The sequence below is a fragment of the Lysinibacillus sp. FJAT-14745 genome (assembly GCF_001275675.1).
Classification (GTDB): Bacteria; Bacillota; Bacilli; order Bacillales_A; family Planococcaceae; genus Lysinibacillus.
Genome location: NZ_LITM01000023.1, coordinates 1 through 2,256, shown reverse-complemented (window position 1 = coordinate 2,256; position 2,256 = coordinate 1). Strand labels below are relative to the sequence as shown.

Annotated in this window: 3 protein-coding genes; all 3 read left to right on the top strand. The window is 32.3% G+C overall.

The features are described from left to right. Positions 1-662: 662 nt before the first annotated feature. The 3 genes from AMS59_RS23920 (at position 663) to AMS59_RS23910 (ending at position 2,203) form a co-directional block, all read left to right on the top strand. Entirely contained in the window at positions 663-1,097 is a 435-nt protein-coding gene (locus AMS59_RS23920; protein WP_053486206.1) for an SMI1/KNR4 family protein, read from the top strand. 230 nt (positions 1,098-1,327) lie between these two features. Then, the gene (locus tag AMS59_RS23915) at positions 1,328-1,792 is read left to right on the top strand and encodes an SMI1/KNR4 family protein (protein ID WP_053486205.1); all 465 of its coding nucleotides are present in this window, start codon (positions 1,328-1,330) and stop codon (positions 1,790-1,792) included. A 159-nt stretch (positions 1,793-1,951) separates the two neighbouring features. Beyond that, positions 1,952-2,203 carry an immunity protein YezG family protein gene (locus AMS59_RS23910; RefSeq protein ID WP_234007910.1) on the top strand — a complete coding sequence of 84 codons (252 nt, stop codon included), beginning with the start codon at positions 1,952-1,954 and terminating at the stop codon, positions 2,201-2,203. Positions 2,204-2,256 lie beyond the last annotated feature (53 nt).

Genomic DNA, 2,256 nt, shown 5'->3' with positions numbered 1-2,256 from the left:
GAAAAAAAATTAGGATAGATGGCCATTCGTCGTGCGTACCGAGAAGGTGCGCTTATTTTTTTATATTTCGGGCTTACTGTTTAAATCCGTAAATTGAAAAGATTACGATTATTTAATTAGTGTATTAAGTGTTAAATTTTATATAAGTACTAACATACAAGGGGAAGAATAGGTGATGGAAATAGAGGTTTCGATAGATATATTTGTTATAGATTATAAGGATGTACCACATTTCATTTTTACGTGTTTTTATGGTGGGAGTGCAGAAATATAAAGTGAACATGAAGATTTATAGTGGAAAATATAGCTATGAAATGCACATGCGGAAAAGTGACGATGTATACTTTCATATTATTTTAAAAACTTTAGGGAAACAGAAGGACATTATCATACCCTAAGGATTGAAACAAGACCAGGGCATTACTCACATTTTAAAGAGATACTAGAGATGATAGGGAAGCGTGCAAGCTGAGTAGAAATTGTGAGCTGTGATGTTGCGTATGATATACAAACGGGGTTAGAAAATATAGTAGTGATACCGACAGATACACGGAGGAATATGACACACTTTGATACAACACGATATTTTGGTAGAAGATTATAATGAAAGAGGCAAAGAGTATATACTACCAGGAGAAGGGATTTAAAAGGAGGAAAAGTTAGTGACAAGAGATGAGATTGCAAAATTATTAGATAGTATTTTAGATAAAGAATTAGGGGATTTAGATATTCCTTCGTTTAGTGATTGGGAAAAGATAGAGAAAAAGTACGGGTGTCAGTTACCAATGGAATTTAAATTTTTTATTGAATTAATGACTGAATATTCCTTTCCAGGGGACATTTTAAATGTTTCCAATGGTAAAACAAATGGAAATGACACTATTGAATTTACCTATGACTATGAAATGAAATTTGGCGGGTGGAAGAAGGAATTAATTCCATTTTATAGTGTAGGTAATGGAGACTACTTTTGTCTTCTCTCAAATAAATGCCCCAATACAGGAGTCTATTATTATTCACATGAAGAGAATAATATCGAAAAGGATGCTGATAACTTTGAAAAATGGTTAAATCAGTTGCCAGCTTTTTTGAGCTAATAGATAAAAAATCTGGATTAGCTAAAATGGCATTTGAAGTGACCCCTAAAAGTTAGACACGGTTATTTCATTAGGCCAGTTAGGTTAAATAAGTTCGGTTTTGCACCGGACTCGTTTTAATTTTGCCTTAATCCGTTTCTTTCAAATTCCTTCATGAAAAGGAATTCAGATTTCATAATTCCAAAGTAATTCGTGTTGAATTAATTCCGAAAAAGGGGTGGTGGGAATAAATGGTGTATTTAAATGAACTTGTTGCCCAACTTCAAAAAGACAAAATTCCTATGCAACCTTGTACAAAGGAAGAAGTAAATGAAGTGAAAAAATTGATAGGAAATAATAAACTTCCTGAAGCTTACATTGAGTTTCTTGAAGTAATGGGTGGAGGAACAAAACATACTTTTTTACGAGGTGAGTCATGTTTTTTTGACGAGTTATTGGAATTAAACGCATGGGGAGCAGAAGTATTAGAAGAAAATAACGTGCAGTTGAGCCTTACTCCTAACGACTTTGTATTTTGGATGAGTCAAGGAAGTATGTTTTGTTTCTTTAAATTAGATGAGGGTGAAGATCCTGCAGTCTATTTTTATTCTGAAGGCAAAAAGAAAGATGGTTTTTATAAGATTACAGATACTTTTACAGAATTTTTACAGAGTAGGTATATTAAAGATAAGTATATTTTTCAAAAAAGGGATTAAAAGATTATTCTAATTAAGGAGGCACCGTAAATGTAAAAATAAAACCTCAATACACTGGAGACTCAGCTAGACCTGATAGTTTTATAGTGGATTACTCAATCAATGGTGGTAGGACACAAAAGGTTACAATACAAAATCAAATTGGAGGTTAGTACAAGTATGAAACAACAGATGAATCAGATGTACCCTATGATAGCAGAGCATGTAATAGATATGATACCAGATGGTAATTGGCACGAAATTTACTTATATGCTGAAATATTAGACGGTTCTAGAGTAGTGTACTTTTATTTTAATACTTCGGAGAATGAAGATTTTATTTACTCTCATGATATTCCAGAAAAATATAAAGTGAGTGAAAAAAATTATGACAATTTGTTAGTAGAATTCACTAGCGTCGCATTAAAATAATTCCACGCTAATATTTAAACTGAATTTTCTGTAATATATTCCAGGCACGAAAA

Excerpts from the sequence above, each read along its gene's own strand:
- AMS59_RS23915 (WP_053486205.1), top strand. The coding sequence starts at position 1,328 with ATGGTGTATTTAAATGAACTTGTTGCCCAACTTCAAAAAGACAAAATT.
- AMS59_RS23910 (WP_234007910.1), top strand. The coding sequence starts at position 1,952 with ATGAAACAACAGATGAATCAGATGTACCCTATGATAGCAGAGCATGTA.